The sequence below is a fragment of the Herbaspirillum sp. RV1423 genome (assembly GCF_000577615.1).
GTDB lineage: Bacteria > Pseudomonadota > Gammaproteobacteria > Burkholderiales > Burkholderiaceae_D > Herbaspirillum.
On record NZ_CBXX010000033.1, the window covers coordinates 1 to 23212 of the forward strand.

The window sequence follows — 23212 nt, forward strand, 5'->3', positions numbered from 1 at the left end:
CATTCATCATGATCACGCTGGCCTTCGCGCAAATGGGCTACTTTGTCATCGTCAGTCTGAAGCAGTATGGCGGTGACGATGGCATGAGCATTGCCACCGCCAGTGACTTCCTTGGCTTGCAATTGAACACCCCGTTGTCGGTTTACTACTGTGCCTGGGGCTTGCTGGTGGCATTGACCTACTGGGTCTTGCGACTGCGGACCTCGCCTTTCGGAATGGCCTTGCGCGCGGGTCGCCAGAATGCCCGACGGGTCATGTCCGTGGGCTTGGCCTTGCAGCGCTACCAGCTTGCAGCCTACACAATTTCCGCTGTGCTGTGCGGTATGGCGGGCATGTTGCTGGCCAATCTGAATGCCTATGCATCGCCCAGCAGCATGGCCTGGACGGTGTCGGGTGAACTGATCGTCATGATCGTGTTGGGCGGGCTGGGCAGCGTCTTCGGGCCGTTCTTGGGTGCCATGGCATTTCTAGGCGTTGAAGAGCTGCTGAAAGCTGCCACCGAGCACTGGATGGCCGTGTTTGGCCTTGCCATTCTGGGTGTTGCCATGCTGGGTAAAACAGGCCTGACGGGTTGGCTGGAAAAGCTGATGAAAAAGGAGCGCAGCGTATGAAGGTACTGCTTCAAACCGATACCATCACCAAACGCTACGGCGCTATCCTGGTCACCGACAAGGTGTCACTGGATATCAAGGAAGGTGAACTTCACGCCATCATTGGCCCCAATGGTGCTGGCAAGACCACGCTGATCAACCAGCTGTCGGGTGAGCTGCGCTCGGACAGTGGGCGCATCCGCTTTGGCAATGCAGATGTGACTGACTTGGGGATCAATGCGCGCGCTCGCATGGGGCTGGTGCGGTCTTACCAGATCACCTCGGTGTTCGACGAATTCACGGTATTGGAAAACGCGACGCTGGCAGCGCTGGGTGCGCGCACCCATGCGTTCAAATTTTGGCGATCTTTGCTCGGTGACCGTGAGGCCTTGGCGGCGGCTCGGGAAGGGATAGAGGCCGCTGGGCTCAACACGCGCACTGATGCGCCGGCATCGGAGTTGGGATACGGTGAACGCCGCCAGCTGGAGTTGGCCATGGCACTTGCGGCGCGGCCAAAATTTTTGCTGCTGGACGAGCCGATGGCTGGCATGAGTGTGCAGGAGTCGGGTGCGGTGGTGGCGTTGCTCAAGTCGCTCAAGCGCAAGTACACGATATTGCTGGTCGAACATGACATGAACGCGGTGTTCGCCCTGGCAGACCGCATCAGCGTGCTGGTTTACGGTCGCCTCATGGTGACCGGAACACCTGAGGAAATTCGTGGCAATGCGGAAGTGCGTGCCATCTACCTTGGTGAAGAGGAGATCGCTTGATCATGAAGCCTTTGTTAAAAGTGACGGGATTGAAGGCGGGTTATGGCGCGGCACAGGTGCTCTTTGGTGTCGATCTATCCGTGGCCGAGGGTGAGGTGATCACCCTGCTGGGTCGCAACGGCATGGGCCGCTCGACCACCATCAAGTGCCTGTTTGGAATGTTGGATCCCAAGGCCGGTGAGATCGAGTTTGCTGGCAAACGCACAGAGTGTCTGCCATCCTACCAAATCGCCAAGCTGGGCTTGGGTTTGGTGCCAGAGGGGCGCCAGATTTTACCGAATCTGACGGTTGAAGAGAACCTGATTGCCACGACGCGCAGCAATGCCGCCAACGGTCTGAAGCACTGGAGCTTGGAGCGGGTGTATGGCTTCTTTCCCCGTCTGCAGGAGCGCCGCAGCAACATGGGCTCGCAGCTTTCGGGCGGTGAGCAACAGATGCTGGCTATTGGTCGCGCCTTGATGACAAATCCGCGTCTTGTTGTACTGGATGAGGCGACCGAGGGTCTGGCTCCGCTCATTCGTGCAGAAATCTGGCGCGCATTGGGGGAACTGAAGCTTGAGGGCCTGTCCCTGATCGTGATCGATAAAAACCTGGGTCCCTTGCTGGAGTTGGCAGATCGCCATTTTGTGCTGGAAAAAGGCGTGGTCGTCTGGTCGGGAACTTCCAGCGAACTGCGAGCTGAGCCACGCATCGTGCATGAGTACCTGGGTGTCTAAAAAAACAATCCCTGCAACTTGGCAGAGAGGAAAAATATGAACGATTCAAAGTCAAAGGCCATCAGCATCATTCGCGCCGAGCATCGCGCCTTGGCTGCGGTGATAAACAACATCAAGGCCATGCTGCTGGAGGTTCAGGCAGAGCGTATGACCATGGACTTCCGGCTGTTTTGGGCCATGGTCTATTACATTGACGCGTTTCCTGACCGCCTGCACCATCCGAAGGAAGACGACTGGCTGTTTACCCATCTAAAACAGCGCACGCATTTGGCCGACAGCCTGATCGATGCCCTGCAGAGTCAGCACCAGGCCGAGCCGGCCGCGCTGGCCGGCATGCGACGCGATCTGGGGAACTTCGAAGCTGGTGTGCCTGGCAGCATGGACGCATTGCAGGCAACGGTTGCTAACTACGCCGACTTCACATGGAAGCATCTGCGTGCGGAGGAAAACGAACTCCTGCCGCTAGCAGAAACCCATCTCTTGCCATCGGACTGGGATGCCATCGCCCATGCCTTTGCGCAAAACGCCGACCCTCTGGTGGGTTCGGCAGACCACGAGTTGTTTGACAAACTGTTTCACGACATCGTTAAACGCACACCCGCACCTTTGGGTTTGGGTGCAGCCTGATTCATTCTGGAGAAAAATATGGAAGACAACAATCGGTTTGACACCTTGGGGCGTCTGGAAGACCTGCCGCAGGCCTATCGCGACCAACTCACCCAACGCAACCTGGTTCCCCTATGGCCCAGCCTGCGTGGCGTGTTGCCGCCGAATATTCCAACGCGCAAGACACAGACCACGCATTGGCCGTATAGAGAGATTCGTGAGCTGCTGATTCAGGCCGGGGAGTTAACGCCCATTGAAAAGGCCGAGCGCCGCGTGTTGGTGCTGGCCAATCCGGGGCATGGTCTCAACAATATGCAGGCCAGCGCCGCCATGTACCTCGGCATGCAGTTACTGTTACCAGGGGAACTGGCTCCGGTGCACCGCCATACACCCAATGCGGTTCGCATGGTGGTGGAAGGCGACGGCGCATGGACTCTGGTGGGTGGAGAAAAATGCCCCATGCAGCGGGGTGACTTGATTCTGACGCCCACCGGCCTGTGGCATGAGCACGGGCATGACGGCCAAGATCCGGTGATCTGGCTGGATGTGCTGGATCTGCCCTTGGTCTACTACACAGAGACTTCCTACCATCTGGAAGGGCCCAGCCAGAGTGTCACATCCGGACAGGGCTACAAGGCCTATGCCCGTGGTGGCGTGGCTCCCACCAAGGTGTTCCAGCGCTCGGACAAGGCTTACCCCATGCTGCGCTACCCCTGGGCTGATGCCAAGGCGGCATTGCTGTCGCTGGCCGAGGAGCAATCCGGACAAGACGCCGTGCAGGTCACCTATGTGAACCCCGAGACCGGTGCGGATGCGGAAAACATTCTGGGCTTTTATGCGCTGATGTTGCGTCCAGGGGAAACGCTGCGCCTGCCAGCACGCTCGCCGGCTCAGGTGTTCCACCAGATCGAAGGCCAGACTGATGTGCAAGTGGAAGCCACCGGCTTCACCATGGTCGAGGCCGACACCTGCTGTGCGCCCGGCTATACCGCCGTGACCTTGAAAAACTGCTCCGCCACTTCGCCCGCCTTCCTGTTTGTGGCGGATGAAGCGCCACTGCATCGCAAGCTTGGCGTGTACGAGGACCGTGGCTGAGTCCCAACAATCATTCCTGCAAGTGCTCGCTTGCGTGGTACTGCAACCATCCCACTAGACACCCCTTCAATATCCTTAAAAAGTAGCACGATCATGACCCAATACCTGTTTAACCCTCCACCCGCAATGTCCGTTCCAGTCCGTGGCCTGGACGCTCGTTTTCCCATCAACCGCCTGTTCTTTGTCGGCCGCAATTACCACGCCCACGCGGTGGAAATGGGGCGTCCGGTGGACAAATCCGTGGAGCGCCCCTTTTACTTCACCAAAGCGCCACAGACCCTGACGGATTCGGGCGCAACCGTGGCCTACCCACCCGAGACTAGCAACTACCACTTCGAGATGGAATTGGTTCTGGCCATTGGTAAGGCGGGCTTTCGCGTGAGGGCGGAAGATGCCCATACGTTGATCTACGGCTACGCAGCCGGCCTGGACATGACACGCCGAGACTTGCAACTGGTGGCGCGCGACAAGGGTCGCCCCTGGGACTTGGGCAAGGATGTGGAGCAGTCGTCCGTCTGCTCGGAAATCGTGCCCATGGAAGGTATCGTGATTGAAAGTGGCGCCATCGCCCTGGAAGTCAATGGGCAGACCAAGCAGTCCTCCAATGTGGACAAGCTGATCTGGAATATCCGTGAACTCATTGCCGATCTCTCCCTGTTTTACCACCTGCAACCGGGTGATTTGATTTACACCGGCACGCCCGAAGGTGTCGGTCCGGTGGTGGTTGGTGACAAGATTACCGGTCGCGTGGAAGGTGTGGCCGAAGTGGCCCTGACGGTCGGCGCGCCCAAGTAAGCAGACGCGATGAAGCTCTACAACTTCTTTCGCAGCGGCACATCCCACCGGCTGCGGATTGCGCTCAACCTCAAGGGTCTGGGCTACGATTACGTGGCAGTGGACCTGCGCAAGAGCGAACACCAGGGTGCAGCCTTCAAGGCACTCAATCCGCAGGGCCTGGTGCCCGCGGTGGTGGATGGGGACCAAGTGCTGACGCAGTCTGTCGCCATTATCGAATGGCTAGAAGAGCGCTACCCCACGCCCGCGCTGCTGCCCGCCGATTTGAACGACCGGGCCCATGTGCGGGCGCTGGCGGCCATCGTCGGCTGCGACATCCATCCGGTCAACAACAAGCGCATTCTGGACACGCTGCGCGCCAGCTTTGGCGCAGATGATGCCGCCATCAACCAATGGTGCGGCACCTGGATCGGTGATGGTTTTGATGCTTATGAAGCCCTGCTGGCGGCCGATACCCGGCGCGCTGGTTTCAGCTTTGGCTACGGACCCAGCATCGCCGATGTGTACCTGATTCCCCAAATTGAAAGTGCGCGTCGGTTCAAGGTAGACCTGGGGCGCTGGCCATTGATCATGGAGGTGGATGCGCAGTGTGCCGCTCTGGAGGCTTTCCAGCGGGCGACACCCATGGCCCAGCCAGACGCGTCGTAAATGGCGTAGCGTCTGCCATTTCCAGAAGCACCGGCCATGCAATCCATCTTCTTCACTACCCAGGCGGACCGGATTGCATTGGCCCGGCAACGATATTTTGAGGAAGGCGAGCTGCCGTCGGGCGTTGTTAGCGATGCTGTGTTTCAGTCCTGGGCGAGATGCCTGAGACAGAAACAGGACCCGAGCGGACGCTTGGAGTTTCAGCCAGTGTCAGCCAGCCGGGCTCAGCTGGCTTTACAAAAGAACCGCTTGCTGCGCGATGCCTGGTTGGCAGAAGCCAATGAGTTGGGCGCGGTGTTGGGGGCCACGAATTGCGGTGCCATGCTGACCGACCCCAGCGGTGTACTGATTGGGGCCACCTGCTCCGGGCGCGTGCACGAAAAAATCACACCGGTGGCGCATCGCATAGGCGTCAACTTCGCAGAAGAGGCCATAGGAACGACGGCCCCCGGCATTGTGGCGCGCACCGGTAAACAGGTATATGTACAGGGGGCTGAGTACTTTTTCGAAAGTGTCAACTTCATGCACTACGCGGCTGCCCCCATTCGCGACATCCAAGGCAAGCTGGCCGGTGTGCTGGATATGTCCAGCGAAGGAATTGCCTTTAATTTTGATGCGGGATCGGTGGTTGGCCTCTACGCGTCTTCGATCGAAAACCGTTTTCTGGTGTCGCAATCAAGTGAGCACCTGATCGTGCGTTTCCAGATTTCTCCGGCCATGCTGGATACCCCGATGGCGGGTCGGCAAAGACAGCACGTGTGTCGCATCAGGCACGGGCTTCGAACTCTCGCAAATTCTGATGCTCGATATGGGGTCGCATCGGACCTCATCCGAGTTTTTCAAACATAATCCGCCATCACCGTTAGAGATCGAGATGGCCATCATGGTCGTCGAGGACAAAGTCACGCGTGCCCGTGCAGTCGCAGGGCGGCGAGCGTCTCTGTATTCGACGGATGAAATGATTCATGACATTGCCATTGAGGACTTGAGCGCGCCATTCATTCTCGGATTCCTCAACCATCTTGAGCGGCAGCGCCACAACTGCAGCCGCACCCGCAACGCTCGCTTTGCCGCCATCCGCTCCTTCATGGAATATGCGGCCTTCGAAGAGCCTGCCATCGCAGCACAGGCGCAGTCGGTGTTGGCAATCCCCATGAAGCGCTTCGAGCAGCCGCTTGTCGGCTTTCTGTCCCGCGAGCATATCGAGGCGATCCTCGCTGCACCAGACGCCGACACCTGGGTCGGGCAACGCGATCGGGTCATGCTGGCCACACTCTATAACACTGGCGCCCGTGTCTCCGAACTGCTCGGCATGCGTGTGTCCGATTTGGTGCTCGGGCCTACCTCGTGGATTGGCATCCATGGTAAAGGCCGCAAAGAACGATCGGTTCCGCTGTGGCCCGCTACCGCCAAGGACCTGCGGCGTTGGCTGCGGCAGTATCCCCGCGCACCGCATGAACCACTCTTTCCGGGGCGGGACGGCCGTCCACTGACTCGCATCGGTTTCACCGACCGTCTCAAACGTGCAGTCAGTCGCGCTTCACAGCAATTCCCTGAACTGGCAAGGCGCCGCATCTTTCCCCACATGGTTCGTCATTCGGTGGCCATGCATATGCTGCAAGCCGGTGTGGACATCACAGTCATCGCGCTGTGGCTGGGACATGAGAGCCCAGTCACCACGCATCGCTACGTCGAGGCCGACTTGCAGATGAAGGAGCGGGCACTGAAGATGCTTCAGGCGCCCTCGCGCACGTCGCTGCGATACCACCCAACGGACAATGTGCTCAGGTTCCTTCAGACTTTGTGATTATGGATGGTTCATCGCCGCCCGCACCCGCGAAGCGACGTTGCGATATTCGACAAATACGTCGCGGCGAAGTCGATCACCCGGTGGCCCTCTTCTGGCCCGTCTGGTCGAATCTTCCATAATCGCGAACCTTGGATAATTGCGACCGATGGCAATCGGACGAATCTGGTTCTCAATATGGTTGTTGTCCACCGGCAACTGAGCATCACCTGCGTATTCCACGCGATGGCGGACACGATTCCATGCTGATGGCGGACAGCGTTCCAGCGTCATCGCGGACAGCGGTCCACGGTGATGGCGGACAGCATTCCATTTTGAAGGCGGACACCCCAGCAGTTTTCTGAGTGACCCAAACGAGCGTACGCTGCCCGGTTTTTTTGACTGGAAACCAGCTATGCCCACACCAAGGGTCACCATGAGCAAAATCAGACACACATTGCAGCTGCTGCACAGCGGCAACCTCAGCATCCGCCAAATCGGCGCGGCGCTGGGTATTTCCAAATCCACGGTCAGCGAGATCGCCAGTTACACCCGCGCTGCCGGGCTGGACTGGGCGCAGACTCAGAATTTGAGCGACGAGGAACTTCAGGCGCGGCTTTACCGGCCACCGGTGACCCGACAGGCCCGCCATCTCGAGCCCGATTACGCCCAAATACACAGCGAACTCAAGCGAGCCGGCGTCACCCTGCAACTGCTTTGGGAGGAGTACCAGCAGCAACACCAGGGCGAGGCGTACAAGTACAGCGCCTTTTGCGAGAAGTACCGGCAATGGGCCAAGCGGCTCAAACGCTCCATGCGCCAGACCCACGAGGCAGGCGACAAACTCTTCGTGGATTACGCCGGTCAGACAGTCCCGGTGGTTGACGCCAACACAGGCGAGATTACCCAGGCCCAGGTGTTCGTGGCCGTTCTGGGCGCCTCGAACTACACCTATGCCTGCGCCACGCCGACCCAAAAGGCCGCTGACTGGATTGCCAGCATCATTGCCGCCCTTGAATTTATCGGTGGCCGGCCACGCCTGCTGGTACCAGATCAGCCGCGTGCGCTGATGGCCAAGCCTGACCGCTATGAGCCCACCAACCACCGCTTGCTGCAGGAACTCTCTGAACACTATAAGCTGCCCGTGCTACCGGCGCGTCCCGCAAAACCGCGTGATAAACCCAAGGTAGAGGTGGCAGTTCAAGTGGTGGAGCGTTGGATTCTGGCGCGCCTGCGCCACCAACGCTTCTTCAGCCTGGGCGCACTCAACAAAGCGATTGCTGCCTTGCTGCAGGACCTCAATCAGCGTCCTTTCAAGAAGCTCCCTGGATGCCGCGCCAACGCGTTCGCCAGCCTGGACCAGCCGGCCCTCAAACCGCTGCCAGCCACGCGCATGCAAATCGCCCGCTTCAAGAGCGCGCGGGTCAACATCGATTGCCCGCTTGTTGGCAAAGAGGTAGGCCGTGTTCGGATGGGCAGCACCAAAGACCGAGACCACGCGGGCCAAGGCGGTATCGGTGCCTGCTCGCATGTCCATGGGGGCTGTTGCCAGCCAGATGGTATCGATGCGGATCACTTGAGAATCGCGCGGGTCCATTGCGCCAAGTCGCCAGCGGCGCTGATGGGCCATGTCAGGATCATCGAGACTGCGCCTTTGCGCAGTTCTACCTTGATGTCGCAATCGGCAGGCTCTTGCATGGCGGTGGGTAGCTTCAAGGCGATGAAGGCGGGGGCGGGGGCAGGTGCAGTTAAGGCCACCGCGCCTGATGAACTTGCAGCGACAAGTTGGTGGCACCCACTTCGTTCATGTTCTTTGAGCCAGCGGTGCAGCACGTTGGCATTCATGCCGTGGCCTCTGGCTATGGCAGCAATGGAAGCACCGGGTTGTTGACTGGCCGCTACCAGTTCGGCCTTGAACTGGCGTGTGTAAGTCCGGTGGGTGCGCCGGGTCGAATATCTGGCAAGGTCTGGTTCTTTGAGCATGGTGTGCACGATGGGTTACGCTGGTTGGTGAAGTCTTTGGCGTTGGGTGCCTTGCTGGCAATCAGATCCTTCTGGCTGGCATAGGCCGAGTCGCCGTAGACGCGCCGCTCGTTACCGTGCAGCAGATCAGGCAGCGGATGCTTGTCATGAATATTTGCCGCCGTCACGACTGCGCTGTGGGCCAGGCCGCTTTGGCTATCCACGCTGATGTGGAGTTTCATTCCGAAATACCATTGCTGGCCTTTGCGGGTCTGGTGCATATCGGGGTCACGGGCCTTGTCCGCATTCTTGATTGAACTCGGTGCACCAATGATGGTGGCATCCACGATGGTGCCAGTGTTGACCTTGAAGCCTCGCGTTTGCAACTCCTGACCAACTTGGGCAAACAATGCCTCGCCCAGTTTTTTCTCATTGAGCAGCTTGCGAAACTTCGTAATGGTCGTGGAGTCGGGCACCGGCTCACGCCCCAAATCAATACCCACAAAGCTGCGCAGGCTCGCGCTGTCGTAGAGCGCTTCCTCACAGGCCAAGTCAGCCAGGTTGAACCAGTGTTGGACAAAATGAATGCGCAACATGCGCTCAAGACCGATGGGAGGACGCCCGTTGCCAGCCTTGGGGTAGTGGGGTTCGATCACTTCACACAACGCTGTCCATGGAACGATAGCCTCCATCGTCTTCAGAAACTCATCACGCCGGGTGAGCTTGCGGTAATTCTGGAAAGATTGGTCAGCCGCCATGGCAAGGGTCTGTTGTTTCATTGGTGCATCCTCGGCAAGTTGCCTACTCACATGCAAATCATTGGCCAGCTTGGAGCTTAATCGTCATTGCCCTAACTCAAAAGCAAGCAAGTCTCAATTGGGCTAAATGAGCCCATCCCTGAGAGCGAAAAAGGTGTCAGCAACATGCCCACTCGCAGCGAACATCTAACGCTCGTGTTTGCAACACGCAGTAGCGCCAGATTTGCCTTCATTTGTTGGCCTTGCCGACGTCAGCGCTGCTTGCATCGGTGCCCTTGCTGTACAAAAACTGACTGATGAGGCTTTCCAGCACAACGGCTGATTGAGTGCTGGAAATGGTGTCGTCCGCCACCAGTGTCTTTTCATCGGCACCGGGTTCGATTCCCAGGTACTGCTCACCCAGCATGCCGCTGGTCAGTATTTTCAGGGAGCTGTCCTTGGGGAACACATAACGGCTCTCCATGGTCAAGGTCACGCGGGCTTGAAAGGATTTGTCATCAAAGGTGATTTTGCCGACACGGCCCACCACCACGCCCGCACTTCGCACCGCCGCTTTGGGCTTGAGACCGCCGACATTGTCAAATTTTGCGTTGATCGAATAGTTTTTCTGAAAATTCAAACTCAACAAATTGGCGGACTGCAGAGCAAAAAACAGGATGGCCACCGCACCAATCAGCACAAGAATACCAACCCACACATCAATCTTCGAGCGTTGCACCACGTTCTCCCTTAAATAGTAAACATCATGGCAGTCAGGATGAAATCCAGACCAAGAATCGACAGGGACGCGACCACCACGGTTCGGGTGGTCGCGCTCGCCACGCCCTCGGGCGTGGGTTGGGCTTCATAACCCTGCAACAGCGCGACAAAGGTCACGGTAAAACCAAAAACGATGCTCTTGAGAACACCGTTGCCCAAGTCTTGCCAGACATCGACGCCCTCCTGGATCTGGCTCCAGAACGAACCGGCATCGACGCCAATCATGAGCACGCCCACCACCCAGCCACCGAGGATGCCCATGGCACTGAAAACGGCGGCCAGTAAGGGCATGGCGATGACGCCGGCCCAAAACCGGGGCGCCAGAATGCGCAGCACCGGGTCGACCGCCATCATTTCCATGACACTGATTTGTTCGCCCGCTTTCATGAGACCAATTTCGGCCGTCAACGAGGTACCAGCCCGGCCCGCGAATAACAGGGCAGTCACCACCGGCCCCAACTCCCTGAGCAGAGTGAGCGTTACCATCAGCCCCAATGATTCGGATGCGCCAAAACGTTGCAAGGTGTAGTAGCCCTGCAGGCCGAAAACAAAGCCGACGAACAACCCGGACACCCCGATGATGAGCAGTGAGTAGTTGCCCAAAAAATGAATCTGGTCGCGGATCAGTCCAAATCGTTTTAAGCTGCCGCCCAGCGTTGTCAACAGGCGATAGAAAAGGCGGGCACCATAACCCAGGTCGGCCAATTTGCGGCGAACGGCAAATCCGAGATCAGCTGGCTTGTACCAGTTCATGGCGCTTCCCCCCTCTGTTAAAACTGTTGGACAGCCGATGCGCCCAAACCAAAATCTTCCTTGATCGACGGGCCAGGGTAGTGGAACCGCACCGGACCGTCCGACAAGCCATTCACATACTGATGCACCAGCGGGTCGGTGCTACGACGCACCTGTTCGGGCGTTCCTTGTGTCGCAACTTTTCCATTGGCCAGAATAATCACGTGGTTGGAAATTGCAAATGTCTGCTCCAGTTCATGGGATACAAAAATGCTGGTTAACCCCATGGAGTCGTTCAGTTGGCGTATCAAGCGCGCCGACGTGCCGAGGGAAATCGGATCAAGTCCGGAAAACGGTTCGTCGTACATCACCAGTTCCGGGTCGAGCGCAATAGCGCGTGCCAGCGCAATACGCCGTGCCATGCCGCCCGACAGATCGCTGGGCATCAGGTCACGCGCCCCGCGCAAGCCGACCGCATTGAGCTTCATCAGAACAATGTCGCGAATCAGAGCTTCTGGCAAATCGGTGTGTTCGCGCAGCGGAAACGCCACATTCTCAAACACCGACAAGTCCGCAAACAAGGCGCCAAACTGGAACAGCATGCCCATGCGGCGGCGCGCTGCGTACAGGCCTTTCTGGTCGAGTTGGCCCACGTCCTGCGAATCAAACAACAGCTCGCCTGACTGCGCTCGATTCTGCCCGCCAATCAGTCGCAGGATGGTCGTCTTGCCACCACCGGACGCCCCCATGAGGGCCGTGACCTTGCCCCGCGGCACGGACAGGGAAATGTCGTCCAGAATGACCCGATCACCATAACCAAAGGTCAGGTTGCGCAGCTCGACAAGAGATTCTCCAGTGGAGGAGGTCATATTAGAAAAGAAGTTCGGGCGCATGATTTCACCCGAACTGCCGCTTGAAACGCCAAACGCCGAAGCTGAAGATCACGATTCCCAGCAGTACCAGACTCAGCAGCGAGTCCCACAACACGTCCAGCCCGGCTCCCTTCAACAGGATGCCATAGCCCATTTCAATAAAGTGGTAGAGCGGCGAGAGAAACATGGCCTCCCGCATCCCGGCGGGCATGGCTTCCGGCGGGGTCCAGGCACCGGAGAGGAAGATCATCGGCATCAACACGAGAATAGCCAGCATGGCCGCCTGGGCGAGGTTGCGGCTCAGGGTGGCAATGTAGAGGCCCAGCCCTGCAGTGGTGAAGGTGTAGAGCGTGGTTACGGCGAAGAACAGCACGAGGCTGCCCTTCATCGGCACATCGAAGATCCCGTGCAGCACGAAGAACAGGCTTACCGCAGTGCCCAGCAGGATGACCAGGGTCATGGCGATGACCTTGGGCAGCAGGATCTGGATCGGCGTCAGGGGAGACACCAGCAACTGTTCGATGGTGCCGCGCTCCTTCTCGCGCACTGCGGCGGCGGCGGGCAGCATGATGGCCATGATGGTGATGACGGTGAGCAGTTCGGCAATGGGCATGAACCAGGCGTCATTCTGGTTCGGGTTGTACCGGATGCGGTGCTCGTCGCGGATCATGGGCACGTTTTGCATTGAACGCTCAGTGACACCCAGGCGGGTCAGCGCCTGGTCGAAACCGTACTGCCCGATGATCTGCGCGGCGTAGCTGGAGGCGAGAAAGCCCAGCACGGTGTTGCTGGCATCGACCTGAACCTGCACGTCGGTGGGCTTGCCCTGAAGCAGGTCGCGCTCGAAGTGCGGCGGGATGTCGAGCGCCACCAGCGCCTGTCCCTGGTCCAGCAGGCGCTGCCCTTCGCGGTTGTCCAACACCTCTCCGCCCAGCCTGAAATAGGGCGGGCGGAAGCGATGAATGAGCTTGCGCGAGGCCGCGCTGTGGTCGGCATCATGCACCACCACCACGGCGTGGTTGAGCTGCATGCTGACGCTGCCCGCCATGTAGGTGTCGAAGACGAACAGGTAGGCGATAGCGACCAGCAGCAGCGTATCGCGCCCGAACTGGATCAGCTCTTTGGCCGTCATCGCCGCGAGGCGCGACCACCACAGGTAAAGCCGCGCGCGGTTTTCTGCCGGGCCGCCGTTCATGACTTTGGCCGCTTGTGAAACATGAGGAAGCTCGCCGTCCACAGCACGGCGGCGTAGATCAGCAGCGCCAGCACCTTGCCCCACAACTGTTCCAGGCCGACGCCCTTGAGAAAACTGCCGAGCACGATGTCGGTGTAATACATGGCCGGGAACAGGTGGGCTTCGAGTTTTGCGCCCGGCTCCATCGAGGCGATCGGCACCAAGAGGCCCGAGTACAGCACGGAAGGGACGATGGTGACGATGACGGTGAGCATCATCGCCGCCACCTGGGTGCGCACGAAGAGCGACACCAGCAGGCCGATGCCGGTGGTGCAGCTCACATAGACCACCGAGGCGAGGAAGAAGAACAGCGGATCGCCCTTGAAGGGCGCGCCAAAGAGCTGCGTGGCCATGAGCCAGAGAAGCAGGAAATTGATCACCGAGATGGCCACGTAGGGGCTAAGCTTGCCGATCAGGAACTCGCCGCGCGTCACGGTCGATGCATAGATGTTGTAGATGGAGCCGTTCTCCTTTTCGCGCACCACGCCCAGTGCGGTCAGAAATGGCGGGGTAATCATCAGCACGAACATCATCAGCACGGCCGCGATGGACCAGACGCTCTTGACCTCCTGGTTGTAGAGGTAACGCAGCTGCACGCCAACCGGCTGCGCCATGGCTTTAGCTGTTTCCGCAGACACGCCGAGCCGGCGCGAAATGTAACTTCCCAGCAGTTCGCTGTTGAAAGCCGCATTGATGGCGACCACGTAACCCTTGCTGCTGGAAGTGCGGAACGGGAAGGTGCCGTCGATCAGGGTCTGCACCGCCACCGCCCGCCCGGACATCAGGCTTTCCTGGAAGCGCGGCGGGATAATGATGGCCAGGCGGATGCGGCTGTCGGTGAGCAGGGGTTCGATCTCGCGTTCGCTCGCCACGTCGCCTTGGTAATCGAAGTAGCGCGAGTCGATGTAGCGGTGCAGGTAATCGCGGCTCATGGCGCTCTTGTCGTGATCGACCACCGCGAACGGGATGTGCTCCACGTCCAGGGTCAGGCCGTAACCAAAGACCAGCATCAAGGCTGCGGGCACCACGAAGGCCAGCGTGAAAAACAGCCGGTCGCGCAGAATCTCGCGCCATTCCTTGTAGGCCAGCGCGACGATGCGCCGGGCATTCATGCGGATGCCTCCTGCTGTTCATGCTGTTGTTCTTGTTGCAGGATGCGATGCACGAACACATCTTCCAGGGTCGGTGTGCGCGGGACGATATCAAGTAACTGGATGCCCCGTTCGGCAAACAGCGTGCGGATGCGCGCCTCGGCAGCGGTGACATCCCGAGCCAGCAGATGGATGCGTTTGCCGAACAGGGCCGCGTCGGGAAACTCCGCCTGCTCCAGCGCTTCCAGTGCCGATAGCACCGGTTCGGCGGCGATGTCGAGCACTCGTCCGGCCTCCTGTTGCAGTGCGGCCTTGAGCGCGGCCGGGGTGTCGTCGGCGATGACGCGGCCGGCGTGCATCAGCGCCAGATGGTCGCAATGCTCGGCTTCGTTCATGTAATGGGTGGTGATGAGGATGGCCACTTGCTCGACCCGTGCCAGATGCACCAGGATTTCCCAGAAACGGCGCCGGCCGATGGGGTCCACGCCGGAGGTCGGCTCATCGAGAAACAACACGCGCGGCCCGTGCACCAGAGCGCAGGCCAGCGCCAGACGCTGGCGGATGCCCATCGGCAACTTGCTGACAAGCTGGGCTGTGACCCCGGAGAGTCCCGCCAGCGCGACCACGCGGCCAATACGCTCAGACAGACGACTGCCCGGCACGCCGTAAATGCGCGCAAACAGACGCAGATTCTCCTGAACGGTCATGTCCTGATACAGGGAAAACGCCTGCGACACATAGCCGATGCGCTCCTTGATGGCCTGGCTGGCGTGGCGCATGTCCGCACCCGCCACCGTACCCGCGCCGCCCGTGGGTGGCAGGATGCCGGTGAGCATCTTGATCGCCGTGGTCTTGCCGGCGCCGTTGGCGCCCAACAGGCCGAAAATTTCCCCTTGGCGTACCTCGAAACTGACCCGGTCAACGGCGCGAAAGTGGTCGAAATCGCGGCTCAGTTCCCGCGCCGCAATGGCGACGCCGTCGCCCTTGGGCGGATCGCCATCCAGCCAGACCTGTGTCTGCCGGGCATCGTCCTGCCCGGCCAGTTGCCGCTGCTGCAACAGGGCGATGAAGGCGTCTTCCAGCTCGGGCGCCACGGCCTGCATATCGTTCACCATCAGCCCCTCAAGCTGCGCTTCGACCTGCGCACGGGCAAGTTGCGGCGTCGCCCCCGGTACAAACACGCGCAATTTTGGTCCTACTGCTTCCGCCTGCGGAAAGCGCGTTTGCAACCGCAACAAAGCCTCGACCTGCGGCTCGCCCACCAGCTCGACCAGCGCGCCCGGCACCTCGCGCAGGATCACGTCCGGCTCGCCCTCGATCAGCACCCGTCCGCCGAACATCAGGGACAGGCGGTGAAAACGCGCGGCTTCGTCCATATAGGCGGTGGAGACCAGCGCCGTGACGCCGCGCTCGCGCAGCAATTGCGTGAGGATCATCCAGAAATCCCGCCGCGACACCGGATCCACGCCGGTGGTCGGCTCGTCCAGGATGATCAGCTCGGGTTCGTGGATCAGCGTGCAGACGAGACCGAGCTTTTGCTTCATGCCGCCGGAGAGCTGCTTCATCGGCCGGTCGCGGAAATTGTCCAGGCGCGTCATGGCCAGCAGCTTGTGCTTGCGCAAGGCCAGTTCCGCAGGCGGGACATCGCGCAGTTCGGCGAAAAAATCGATGTTCTCCTCCACCGACAGTTCGGGGTAGAGATTGAGCCCCAGGCCCTGCGGCATGAAACCAAGCCGGCCCTTGACCCGTTCGGCTGCCGCTTCGGAATCGATCTTCTCGCCGAGGACGTGAAGCGTGCCTGCCTCGAAGGAGAGCACACCGGCGATGGCCTTCATCAGGCTGCTTTTGCCAGCGCCGTCGGGGCCGATCAGGCCGTAAATCTCGCCGCGCTCAATGCTGAGGCTGACACCGTCGACCGCCGTCAGCTTGCGATAGCGTTTGACGAAATCCTGCACCCGCACGACGGGCGCGTCCTTGCCTACCATCGCGGCTTGGCCCATGGCGCGTCCTCTTTCCAGCGGATCACGGCATCGGCCGGGAGGCCGGGCGTGGCGCGATGCTGCGGGTTCGCGTCCAGATAGAGCTTGACCGCGTACACCAGCTTGACGCGTTCATCCGGCGTTTGCACCTCCTTGGGGGTGAATTGGGCCTGCGAGGCGATATGGCGCACGGTGGCCGCGAGCGGTTCGTCCGGAAACGCGTCGGTATGGATGCGCGCCGGCAGGCCCAGGCGCACCTTGCCGATTTCGTTTGCCGGGATGAACACCTTGAGGTAGAGCCGGTCCAGATCAACGATGTCGAACATCGGCGCGCCGGGCGCGATGACTTCGCCCACATCAACCATGCGGGTGGTGATGACGCCCGCCGCCGGGGCGCGGATGGTGAGATCGTCCTGCACGCTCTGCGCCTCGGCCAGCGCCGCTTTGACCTGGTCGCGCTGTGCGGCCAGGGCCGCCAATTCGTCCTCTCTGGCGCGGATGCGCTCCAGGCCAAGCCTGGCCTGGGCGAGCTGTTTTTCGGCGCTGGTGACGCCGTGCCGCGCCGCATCTGCCTGGTTTTGCGCCACCTGGCTGGCGAGTTCCATTTGCTCGTAACGATGCCGGTCCACCGTGCCGGATTCCACGAGCCGCTTGAAACGGGCGGCATCCCGCTCCGCCTGTGCCGCGTTGGCGAGCGCCGTCGCGCGCTGGGAACGCGCGAGTGCCTCGCCAGCCTCGGCGGTCTGAACGGTCAGCGGCGCATCCTTGCGGAAAATCGCCAGCCCGGTCTGGGCCGCCTTGATCTGTGCTTCCAGCGCGACCACCGCCTGCCGCGCCTGCTCCACCCTGGCGTCCACCTGGGCGGCATCGAGCCGCAGCAGCACCTGGTCTTTTTGCACCGCATCGCCTTCCCGGGCGAAGAGCTCGGCCACGCGCCCCGGCATCTTGCCGGCGACGAGGTAATGATCGCCCTCGATGCGGCCGTTGGCCTGGATCAGGCCTTCTGGCAGCGGCGGCTGGCGCAGCAGCCACCACCCGGCGGCCAGGCCCATGGCGGCCAGCAGGGCCAGCAGCACCGCAATGGGCAAGCGTTTGAGGGATGTTTTCATGGCATCAATCTCCTCGGATTCAGAGTTCGCCCGTGGCGCGCTTCAGACGCAGCCCCGCCAGGGCGGCATCAAACAGCGCATTGGCGTGGTTGCTCTGGCTGCCCGTGCGCAGGGTCTCGGCATCCAGCACCTCGGTATGGGTGGACAGGCCGTTGGCATAGCGGTCGCGCGCTACGAGCAGGTTTTCCTCGGCCTGGGCGATGGCTGACTGGGTGACGATGAGGCGCTTGCGGGTCTCTTCCACATCCAGCCAGGTCTGGCGTACCTGCAACGCAATGATGGAGGCCAGCTCGTCGCGTTGCTCCGTCAATGCCGCGGCCTGGCGCTCGACAGCGCTGGCGCGGTGACCGGCCACGCCGCCATCGAACAGATTCCACTTGACCCCCAGGGTGAGCATCCATTGCCCCGGGTGCACCTGATAGCGGTTCTCCTGGTAGCCGTAGCCGCCGGAAAGCGCGACCTGCGGCGCGTTTTCGCCGCGCACGGCGGTGGCCTGATGATGCATCGCTTCAATCTGACGCGCCAGTGCCGCCAGCTCGCTGCGCCGCGCCAGTGCCCGCTCGGTCAGGGCGGGAGGCGGCTCCGGTGTCGTTGCCTCGGGCGAAAGTTCGTCGAGCGAAACGGGCTGATCCAGCGGCCGCCCCAGCAGGCGGTTGTAGGCGGCGCGCGCCAGATCCAGCCCATTGGCCACCTGCAATTTGCGCTGATTGGCATCGGCCAGGGCCACCCGCACCGAGAGCAGGTCGCTTTTGGCCACCATGCCCTGCTCGTGCAAGTTCCCCACGTCCCGCGCATGGGCCTCCAGGCTGGTGACGTGGCTCTCGGTGACCTTCAACATGCGGCTGGCGCGCAGCACGCTGACATAAGCATCCGCCACGCGCAGTTTGAGGTTCTGTGCGTCGGCGCTTTCGCCCAGCCGCGCCGCCTCCAGACCCGCCGTGGCGGCATCGATGCCGCGTGTGATGCGGCCACCCGTGTAGAGCGGCAGCGTCGCCATGGCCTTGTAGGCGGCGCTTTCCCGCTGGGCCAGCGGCATTTGCAGCGACTGGCCGAAAAAATCAACTTTGGCTGCCGGTGTCTCATTGAGGGCGGTGTAGCCTGCTTCCAGCGCGACATTCGGCAGACGGGCGGATTTGGCCGCCTCCAGCAGACTCGCGGCGGCGGCGGTGCCTTCATGTGACGCTTTGAGCCCACGGTCAACGGCCAGCGCGGTGTCCCAGGCCTGTTGCAGGGACTCGGCAGCGGCGTTGCCGGCGAGCAGGGCAGCGGCCAGAGCCGCCAGCGGCAACAGGCGGCGAACTTTTATCGAGCGGTTCATAAGGTTCCTTTGTCCAGGGTTGCTTCCTTCCGGTCCTTGTAGCGAAGCAGCAGATAAAGTAATAGCGGCACAACGACCAGGGTGAGCACGGTGGATGCCAGCGTACCAAAAATCAACGAGATGGCCAGTCCGCCGAACACCGGGTCGGTGAGCATCACAGCGCTGCCCAGCACGATGGCCAATGCCGTCAGCAGGATCGGTCGCAGGCGCACCGCGCCAGCTTCGAGGATGGCCTCGCGCAAGTCCATGCCCTGTCGCCGGTAATCCAGCACGAAATCGATGATGAGCAGCGAATTGCGCACCACAACCCCGGCCAGCGCAATGATGCCGATCATGGACGTGGCGGTGAAGGGCTGTCCCATGAGCCAGTGCCCCGGAAAGATGCCTGCCAGTCCCAGGGGGATCGCCGCCATGGCGACCAGCGGCAGGCTGAACGACTGGTAATAGGCCACCAGCACCAGAAAGATGAAGGTGAGCGCCAGGCCTAGCGCGCCCAGCATGTCGCGGTAGGTGTCCAGCGTCATGCGCAGTTCGCCGTCCCACAGCAGGCGGGGGCCCTCCAGGATGTCGGGCGCCACCGGGTTCAGGCGCAGGTTGCCGGTGGTCAGGCGGCTGCCATCGGCGAGCAGCAAGCCGTCCAGTCGCCGGTCAAGGTCGAGCACGGCATAGACGGGGGCGGTGGATTCGAGTTCGCCGCCGACGTAGGTGACGCGCTCGCCATCCTTGTGCGAGATCGCTCGGTCGACTGCGCCGGGGACGACTTGCACCACCTCGGACAGCGGCACGCGCTGGCCCTGCCGGTTGGTCACGGACACGCGTGCCAGCAGCGCGGGGTCGATCTGGTGGCGCCGGGGAATCCGCAAGCGGATGGGCACCGGGTTCTTCTCGCCGGCGATGCGGGCCCGACCAATTTCCTCGCCGTCGATCAGGCGACGCAGCGCGACGGCTACTTCGGCCACGCTCAGCCCGGACAGCGCGGCCTTTTCCCGGTCCACCGTCAGGCGGTACTGGTAGACGTCCTGGGCCTCGGAGTCGGTCACCTCCACCATGTCGCGCGTCTGCCGGAAGGCCGCCTTGACCTGCTCGGACAGCGCGCGCAGTTGCTGCAAGTCTTTGCCGTATATCTCGGCCAGGACGGTGGCGCGCACCGGCGGCCCCGGCGGGTCTTCCACCAGTTGCACCGTACTGCCGGGGTAACGCGCGGCCATGGTCTGCAGTGTGGGTCGCATCTCGCGCACGATGTCGATCGAGGTCTTGCCCCGTTCGGCCTTGTTCAGCAGGTTGACGCGGATCTCGGCGACATGGGCCCCCTGCTTGTTGCCGGCGCCACGCAGCAAGCCGTTGAAGTCGATCACGCCGGCCTCGCCGATCCAGCTCTGGTAGTTGCGAACGTAGGCGTTCTCGCGCAGCAGCGCACCGACTTCGCGCGCGAACTGGTCGGTCGTCTCCACCGGCGCGGTCGCGGGCATGTCCAGGGTGATGTTGAAGGTGTTTTTGTCGTCCTTGGGCATCATGGCCAGCTCGACGCCGAACCAGGACTGCGGCCCACCCAAACCGGCCGGGCGCACGAACTGCCAGGCCGGTTGCAGCAACGACACGGCAATGGCCAATCCCGCCAACAGGAACGCGAGCCAGCGGCTGCGCGAGCGATCCACCAGCGGCGACATGATGGCGCGGTAGAACCGGTGCAGGCGGTCCTGGGTATCGTGGTCTTCCAGGTCGTGCCCTTCGCCGGGCTTGAGCCAGCGGTTGGCGGCCCAGGGCACCACCGCGTAGGCCACCAGCAGCGAGGCCGCCATGGCGACCGGCACGTTGAAAGCGACGGGGTAGAAATACTGCCCCGGCATACCGCTGACCACCAGCAGCGAGCCGAAAACCAGCATCACCGCCAGCGTCGCCAGGTTGGTGGGGTTACCGATTTCGTTGGTGGCCTGCACCGTGACCCGGCGTTTGTCCTGCTTGCCAAGACGGCTGTAGTTGCGGTGGATGTTTTCGATCACGACAATCGCGCCATCGACCAGCAGCCCCAGCGATAGGATGAGCGCGAACAGAGAGACGCGGTTGATGGACAGGCCAAAGAGATAGGCAGCGCCCAGGGTCAGGGCCAGGATCAGCGGCACGGTCACGCCCACGATCAGTGCCTCCTTGAGTCCCAGAAACGCGGCCGTTACCAGGAACACGGCCAGCACCGCGATACCCAGGTGCTCGATCAGCCCGCTGACGGCGGCATCCGCCTTCTCGCCGTCGTTGCGGGTGACGACCAGTTCGACCCCTGCCGGTACGAATTGGGCCTTCATCCGCTCGATGCGCTCCAGCACATCGTTGGCAACAAAGACGGCGTTGCTACCGGCTTTCTTGGCCACGGCCAGCGTGACGGCCGGCATCTCCGCCTGCTGCGTCTTGCCAAAACGCCCGTCCGCCGGGCCGAAAGCGAGACGACTGAGGTGCGTGCGCTCTTGCGGCGGGCCGTCGATGACCTGCGCCACATCGCCCAGGTAGATCGGGCGTCCTGCGTGGCTGCCGACGATCAGGCGTTGGAGGTCTTGCGCCGAGGTCAGAAAGCCGTCCAGGAACACCTGGCGGTTTTGGCCCTGTTGCACCACCGTGCCCAGGGGCGCGGCGACATTGCTTGCGCGCAGGGTGGCATGCACCTGGTCCAGCGTGACGCCGAAGGCCTGCAGGCGCTGCGGGTCCAGCTCGATGCGCAGTTCCCGGTCGCGCCCGCCCTTGACGGAAATGGCAGAGACCTTGTCCAGGCTGCGAAGTCCTTCCATCAGGCGGTCGGCCAGACGCTTCAGGGCGTAGTCGTCGTAGATCTCGGAGGCGAGGGTGACCGTGACAATGGGAACGTCGTCCACATCCACGCTGCGAATGAGCGGCTCGCCCGCGCCCGCAGGCAGGCGATCGCGCTGCCCCAGCACCCGGTCGTAGAGTTTGACCAGGGATTTTTCCTTGTCCTCGCCGACCTTGAACTGCACCATCAGCACCCCCATCGAGTTCACGGCGGTTGCATACGTGTGATCAACGCCGGCAATCTGCTTGACGATGCCCTCCAGCGGGCGGATCATCAGTTCTTCCACCTCCTCGGCAGAGGCGCCGGGCAGTGTCACCCATATCTGGGCGCCGGGAACGATGATCTGGGGGTTTTCCTCGCGCGGGGTCAGCGTCACGGCCAGCAGCCCCAGCAGGGTGCAGGCCAGCATGAACAGCACGGTCAGCTTGGAGGTGGCAAACAGGTCTGCCAGGCGGCCGGCGCTGTTGAGCTTGTGCTTGCTCATTGCGCCTCCTTCGCGGCAGTGACGCGGTCGCCCTCGCGCAGGGCCGGTGTAGCCGCTGCCACGAAACGCTCATCGGCTGCCAGGCCGGCGCTCACCTCGACCTGATCGGGCCACTCGCGTCCTATGCGCAGCCAGCGAAAGCGCGCCCGGCCTTCGCCATCGACCACAAAGACACCGGTGAGCCCGCCGCGCTCGACCAACGCCTGTCTGGGCACCAGTGGCGCCTGGCTCGCGCCGAGCCCGAACGCCGCACGCCCGAACATGCCGGGCATCAGCCCCACCGTTTCGGGCAGTGCGATCTTGACCTGATAGCTGCGGCTGACGGGGTCGCCAGAAGGTACGACCCGGCTCACCGTGCCCTTCAAGGGCGCGGGCAGACCGTCGACTCTGACCTCCACCGCCTTGCCGGCTGCAATGGCAGCGACCTGGGCTTCGGCGACGAAGGTCTCGAACAGCAGGCCGCGGCCCGACTCCAGGGTCAGCAGCGGCGCGCCGGGCACGGCGAGGTCGCCCGTTCGTTTGTGGCGCGCCACCACCACGCCGTCCACCGGGCTGGTGATTTCGGCGTAGGCGCGCTGAGCCAGCGCCGTGTCGAGGCCGGCGCGCGCCTGGTTACGGGCTTCGCGCGCGGCCTCGAATTTCAGGCGCATCTTGCGCAATTCGTTGTCCGAAACGCTGCCGCGCTCGAACAAACGCTGGAAGCGCTCCAGGTCAATCTGTGCATCACGCAACGCCGCCTCTGCCGCGCCGCCCGCCGCTTGCCCCTGGCGGATGCCGCCTTCTACATCCGAGGCGTCAAGACGGGCCAGCAACTGCCCGCGCCGCACCCGGTCGCCCTCCTGCACCAGAATGTCGCGGATATAGCCGCTCAGCCGCGAGGCGACCTCGACGCGCTGGTCCGACACCACCGAGCCGACCACCGTGTATTCAAGCGGCGCCCCGGCGGACGCAGTCATGACCGGCAGGGGGCGGCTGGTCGCATCAGGTGCAGCCGCAGTCTGCGGCGCCTTGCCGCAGGCGCCCAGGAGTGCCGCCAGCGCCAACGGCGCCAGGCAGAGGAGGATGTTTTTTCTTTTTTTCACAAGAGGGACTTTCATGATGATGTCGAGGTACT

At 61.8% G+C, this 23212-nt stretch carries 21 protein-coding genes and 2 pseudogenes; 10 read left to right on the top strand and 13 right to left on the bottom strand.

The genetic code is table 11. The annotated features are described in order from the left end of the window. The 9 genes from RV1423_RS21780 to RV1423_RS21820 all read left to right on the top strand — a co-directional run. Positions 1 to 611: branched-chain amino acid ABC transporter permease (locus RV1423_RS21780; protein WP_034301335.1), on the top strand; the 611-nt coding region annotated here is incomplete at its 5' end. Continuing rightward, positions 608 to 1360, top strand: a complete 753-nt coding sequence (locus RV1423_RS21785; protein ID WP_011801841.1) for an ABC transporter ATP-binding protein — start codon at positions 608 to 610, stop codon at positions 1358 to 1360. The genes RV1423_RS21780 and RV1423_RS21785, both read left to right, overlap by 4 nt. Positions 1361 to 1362: 2 nt before the next feature. Beyond that, the gene (locus tag RV1423_RS21790) at positions 1363 to 2076 is read left to right on the top strand and encodes an ABC transporter ATP-binding protein (protein WP_011801840.1); all 714 of its coding nucleotides are present in this window, start codon (positions 1363 to 1365) and stop codon (positions 2074 to 2076) included. A 36-nt stretch (positions 2077 to 2112) separates the two neighbouring features. Then, entirely contained in the window at positions 2113 to 2703 is a 591-nt protein-coding gene (locus RV1423_RS21795; protein WP_011801839.1) for a hemerythrin domain-containing protein, read from the top strand. Positions 2704 to 2721: 18 nt separating this feature from the next. Then, positions 2722 to 3777, top strand: coding sequence for a cupin domain-containing protein (locus RV1423_RS21800; RefSeq protein ID WP_011801838.1), 1056 nt, complete (start codon positions 2722 to 2724; stop codon positions 3775 to 3777). A gap of 93 nt (positions 3778 to 3870) precedes the next feature. Further along, positions 3871 to 4572, top strand: coding sequence for a fumarylacetoacetate hydrolase family protein (locus tag RV1423_RS21805; RefSeq protein WP_011801837.1), 702 nt, complete (start codon positions 3871 to 3873; stop codon positions 4570 to 4572). Positions 4573 to 4581: 9 nt separating this feature from the next. After that, the gene (maiA, locus tag RV1423_RS21810; protein WP_011801836.1) at positions 4582 to 5220 is read left to right on the top strand and encodes a maleylacetoacetate isomerase; all 639 of its coding nucleotides are present in this window, start codon (positions 4582 to 4584) and stop codon (positions 5218 to 5220) included. 36 nt (positions 5221 to 5256) lie between these two features. Then, the gene (locus RV1423_RS21815; RefSeq protein WP_049763678.1) at positions 5257 to 6069 is read left to right on the top strand and encodes a GAF domain-containing protein; all 813 of its coding nucleotides are present in this window, start codon (positions 5257 to 5259) and stop codon (positions 6067 to 6069) included. A gap of 25 nt (positions 6070 to 6094) precedes the next feature. Further along, entirely contained in the window at positions 6095 to 7027 is a 933-nt protein-coding gene (locus RV1423_RS21820) for a tyrosine-type recombinase/integrase (protein WP_051516848.1), read from the top strand. Here the strand turns inward: RV1423_RS21820 and RV1423_RS30950 are convergent, their stop codons facing one another. Further along, on the bottom strand, positions 7028 to 7444 hold the full coding sequence (locus tag RV1423_RS30950; RefSeq protein ID WP_373419975.1) for a transposase: 417 nt from the start codon (positions 7442 to 7444) through the stop codon (positions 7028 to 7030). Between RV1423_RS30950 and istA the strand changes: the two genes are divergently transcribed. After that, positions 7422 to 8897, top strand: a complete 1476-nt coding sequence (gene istA, locus RV1423_RS21825) for an IS21 family transposase (RefSeq protein ID WP_306410666.1) — start codon at positions 7422 to 7424, stop codon at positions 8895 to 8897. The genes RV1423_RS30950 and istA overlap by 23 nt on opposite strands. Here istA and RV1423_RS30910 read toward each other — a convergent pair. The 12 genes and pseudogenes from RV1423_RS30910 to RV1423_RS21880 all read right to left on the bottom strand — a co-directional run. Next, a pseudogene (locus tag RV1423_RS30910) lies at positions 8858 to 8989 on the bottom strand (IS66 family insertion sequence element accessory protein TnpB); the annotation flags it as partial. The gene istA and the pseudogene RV1423_RS30910 sit on opposite strands and share 40 nt — an antisense overlap. A gap of 17 nt (positions 8990 to 9006) precedes the next feature. After that, positions 9007 to 9747: pseudogene (locus RV1423_RS21830) on the bottom strand (IS5 family transposase); the annotation flags it as partial. Between the two features lie 208 nt (positions 9748 to 9955). Further along, a complete protein-coding gene (mlaD, locus tag RV1423_RS21835; RefSeq protein ID WP_034301446.1) occupies positions 9956 to 10444 on the bottom strand; it encodes an outer membrane lipid asymmetry maintenance protein MlaD in 489 nt (162 codons plus the stop codon). An 11-nt stretch (positions 10445 to 10455) separates the two neighbouring features. Next, complete coding sequence (gene mlaE / locus RV1423_RS21840; protein WP_034301346.1) at positions 10456 to 11238, bottom strand: lipid asymmetry maintenance ABC transporter permease subunit MlaE; 783 nt, start codon at positions 11236 to 11238, stop codon at positions 10456 to 10458. A 17-nt stretch (positions 11239 to 11255) separates the two neighbouring features. After that, positions 11256 to 12110 carry an ABC transporter ATP-binding protein gene (locus tag RV1423_RS21845; protein ID WP_051516849.1) on the bottom strand — a complete coding sequence of 285 codons (855 nt, stop codon included), beginning with the start codon at positions 12108 to 12110 and terminating at the stop codon, positions 11256 to 11258. Between the two features lie 4 nt (positions 12111 to 12114). Continuing rightward, positions 12115 to 13284 carry an ABC transporter permease gene (locus RV1423_RS21850; RefSeq protein WP_034301352.1) on the bottom strand — a complete coding sequence of 390 codons (1170 nt, stop codon included), beginning with the start codon at positions 13282 to 13284 and terminating at the stop codon, positions 12115 to 12117. Then, complete coding sequence (locus RV1423_RS21855) at positions 13281 to 14435, bottom strand: ABC transporter permease (RefSeq protein ID WP_034301355.1); 1155 nt, start codon at positions 14433 to 14435, stop codon at positions 13281 to 13283. The genes RV1423_RS21850 and RV1423_RS21855 overlap by 4 nt, the downstream gene beginning before the upstream one ends. Then, positions 14432 to 16414 (bottom strand): ATP-binding cassette domain-containing protein, encoded by a 1983-nt coding sequence (locus RV1423_RS21860; RefSeq protein ID WP_034301358.1) that lies wholly within the window; start codon positions 16412 to 16414, stop codon positions 14432 to 14434. Before RV1423_RS21860 ends, RV1423_RS21855 begins: the two co-directional genes overlap by 4 nt. After that, the gene (locus RV1423_RS21865; RefSeq protein WP_034301361.1) at positions 16393 to 17502 is read right to left on the bottom strand and encodes an HlyD family secretion protein; all 1110 of its coding nucleotides are present in this window, start codon (positions 17500 to 17502) and stop codon (positions 16393 to 16395) included. The genes RV1423_RS21860 and RV1423_RS21865 overlap by 22 nt, the downstream gene beginning before the upstream one ends. A 19-nt stretch (positions 17503 to 17521) precedes the next feature. Next, entirely contained in the window at positions 17522 to 18820 is a 1299-nt protein-coding gene (locus RV1423_RS21870) for a TolC family protein (RefSeq protein ID WP_034301364.1), read from the bottom strand. Continuing rightward, a complete protein-coding gene (locus tag RV1423_RS21875) occupies positions 18817 to 22098 on the bottom strand; it encodes an efflux RND transporter permease subunit (protein ID WP_034301367.1) in 3282 nt (1093 codons plus the stop codon). The genes RV1423_RS21870 and RV1423_RS21875 overlap by 4 nt, the downstream gene beginning before the upstream one ends. After that, a complete protein-coding gene (locus tag RV1423_RS21880) occupies positions 22095 to 23195 on the bottom strand; it encodes an efflux RND transporter periplasmic adaptor subunit (RefSeq protein WP_034301371.1) in 1101 nt (366 codons plus the stop codon). The genes RV1423_RS21875 and RV1423_RS21880 overlap by 4 nt, the downstream gene beginning before the upstream one ends. Positions 23196 to 23212 lie beyond the last annotated feature (17 nt).

What these genes read in the sequence shown, in the direction of transcription:
- maiA (WP_011801836.1), top strand. Translation starts at nt 4,582, where the DNA reads ATGAAGCTCTACAACTTCTTTCGCAGCGGCACATCCCACCGGCTGCGG.
- RV1423_RS21795 (WP_011801839.1), top strand. Translation starts at nt 2,113, where the DNA reads ATGAACGATTCAAAGTCAAAGGCCATCAGCATCATTCGCGCCGAGCAT.
- RV1423_RS21790 (WP_011801840.1), top strand. Translation starts at nt 1,363, where the DNA reads ATGAAGCCTTTGTTAAAAGTGACGGGATTGAAGGCGGGTTATGGCGCG.
- RV1423_RS21785 (WP_011801841.1), top strand. Translation starts at nt 608, where the DNA reads ATGAAGGTACTGCTTCAAACCGATACCATCACCAAACGCTACGGCGCT.
- istA (WP_306410666.1), top strand. Translation starts at nt 7,422, where the DNA reads ATGCCCACACCAAGGGTCACCATGAGCAAAATCAGACACACATTGCAG.
- RV1423_RS21875 (WP_034301367.1), bottom strand. Translation starts at nt 22,098, where the DNA reads ATGAGCAAGCACAAGCTCAACAGCGCCGGCCGCCTGGCAGACCTGTTT.
- RV1423_RS21805 (WP_011801837.1), top strand. Translation starts at nt 3,871, where the DNA reads ATGACCCAATACCTGTTTAACCCTCCACCCGCAATGTCCGTTCCAGTC.
- RV1423_RS21820 (WP_051516848.1), top strand. Translation starts at nt 6,095, where the DNA reads ATGGCCATCATGGTCGTCGAGGACAAAGTCACGCGTGCCCGTGCAGTC.
- RV1423_RS21855 (WP_034301355.1), bottom strand. Translation starts at nt 14,435, where the DNA reads ATGAATGCCCGGCGCATCGTCGCGCTGGCCTACAAGGAATGGCGCGAG.
- RV1423_RS21815 (WP_049763678.1), top strand. Translation starts at nt 5,257, where the DNA reads ATGCAATCCATCTTCTTCACTACCCAGGCGGACCGGATTGCATTGGCC.
- RV1423_RS21860 (WP_034301358.1), bottom strand. Translation starts at nt 16,414, where the DNA reads ATGGGCCAAGCCGCGATGGTAGGCAAGGACGCGCCCGTCGTGCGGGTG.
- RV1423_RS21865 (WP_034301361.1), bottom strand. Translation starts at nt 17,502, where the DNA reads ATGAAAACATCCCTCAAACGCTTGCCCATTGCGGTGCTGCTGGCCCTG.
- RV1423_RS21800 (WP_011801838.1), top strand. Translation starts at nt 2,722, where the DNA reads ATGGAAGACAACAATCGGTTTGACACCTTGGGGCGTCTGGAAGACCTG.
- RV1423_RS21845 (WP_051516849.1), bottom strand. Translation starts at nt 12,110, where the DNA reads ATGCGCCCGAACTTCTTTTCTAATATGACCTCCTCCACTGGAGAATCT.
- RV1423_RS21850 (WP_034301352.1), bottom strand. Translation starts at nt 13,284, where the DNA reads ATGAACGGCGGCCCGGCAGAAAACCGCGCGCGGCTTTACCTGTGGTGG.
- RV1423_RS30950 (WP_373419975.1), bottom strand. Translation starts at nt 7,444, where the DNA reads ATGGTGACCCTTGGTGTGGGCATAGCTGGTTTCCAGTCAAAAAAACCG.
- RV1423_RS21870 (WP_034301364.1), bottom strand. Translation starts at nt 18,820, where the DNA reads ATGAACCGCTCGATAAAAGTTCGCCGCCTGTTGCCGCTGGCGGCTCTG.
- mlaE (WP_034301346.1), bottom strand. Translation starts at nt 11,238, where the DNA reads ATGAACTGGTACAAGCCAGCTGATCTCGGATTTGCCGTTCGCCGCAAA.
- RV1423_RS21880 (WP_034301371.1), bottom strand. Translation starts at nt 23,195, where the DNA reads ATGAAAGTCCCTCTTGTGAAAAAAAGAAAAAACATCCTCCTCTGCCTG.